Consider the following 1007-nt stretch of genomic DNA (forward strand, 5'->3'; position numbering starts at 1 on the left):
GCTGGCAGCGCTGCCGGGTCTACTTCATAATCAGGCCGACCCCATTGGTGGCGAAGCAGAAGCTGAATGCCTGAGGGGAAAGCTGGTAGATCTGCTGTAGGGCGAAGGGTGATGCGCCGATATTCAAGCCTATCTCTTAAATTTGACACCATAAAATTGATTAATCTGCATTTATATCCCAAGCTTAAAGCCACATGGATAATAAATGAGGAAGAATAAATGCGTAAGTTGACGGGATTGATTGGTGCTGCTGTTGCCTTGGTCGTGTTGTCAGGCTGTACTGCCTATGACCGGGCGGAAAGTTATGTCACCAAACCTGTAGTGCAGGACGTGAAAAAAGGGATGACCCGCCAGCAGGTGCGTGACATCGCCGGCCTACCTTCTAACGAAATTACTATGGTCCACGCTCGCGGCACCTGCCAGACTTATGTGCTGGGTGAACGTGACGGTAAACAACAGACTTACTTTGTCAGCTATGGCGATACTGGTCGTGTACTGAACTACGGCTTCCAGAGCTGCAAAGATTACGATACCGACCCGCAGGCTACTACTCAGTAACTTTTGTCTTACCCATTTTGAGAGTTACAGACACCTGCTGTCGCAGATGATGCCCTCTTCATCATCATCTTCATAATCGTCAGCCAGCCCGACCTGCGCCTTAAAGCGCTGTGCGTTGCCGCCTAGCCCGATCACTTTCAGGTGCTTATAGGCTTCCAGCAGGAAATAACAGGCATCGCCACGCAGCAGTAGGGCATCGATGTTGCCACCGGGAACATCAGCACCGCGTCAAACGTCACCGAAGGCAGGCTGCTGAAGGTAGCCATCCACACATCCACATCTAATAGCGTGCCTACCGCGCACTTCTGCCTTCTGCCCCGGCAGCTGGCTGAACCACGGTGCAGCATGGCTAGGTCGCACTCGCGATCGCCCTGGTAGCAGGCCGGGTCAAACCAGCAGCTGGAGCTGATCCGCTACCCAGCTGAAGAGATTGAACATCTCGCGCTGGT

Annotated in this window: 1 protein-coding gene and 2 pseudogenes; 1 reads left to right on the plus strand and 2 read right to left on the minus strand. The window is 53.0% G+C overall.

The features are described 5' to 3' along the window. Window positions 1-219 precede the first annotated feature (219 nt). The gene (gene osmE / locus BBW68_RS01080) at window positions 220-558 is read left to right on the plus strand and encodes an osmotically-inducible lipoprotein OsmE (RefSeq protein ID WP_070133643.1); all 339 of its coding nucleotides are present in this window, start codon (window positions 220-222) and stop codon (window positions 556-558) included. A 45-nt stretch (window positions 559-603) separates the two neighbouring features. On the opposite strand, the pseudogene katE reads toward osmE, so the two are convergent. Both katE and BBW68_RS20430 read right to left on the minus strand, forming a co-directional pair. After that, window positions 604-851: pseudogene (katE, locus tag BBW68_RS15345) on the minus strand (catalase HPII); the annotation flags it as partial. 72 nt (window positions 852-923) lie between these two features. After that, window positions 924-968, minus strand: a pseudogene (locus BBW68_RS20430) (hypothetical protein); the annotation flags it as partial. Between the last annotated feature and the right edge of the window lie 39 nt (window positions 969-1007).

It is taken from the genome of Candidatus Erwinia dacicola, assembly GCF_001756855.1.
Classification (GTDB): domain Bacteria; phylum Pseudomonadota; class Gammaproteobacteria; order Enterobacterales; family Enterobacteriaceae; genus Erwinia; species Erwinia dacicola.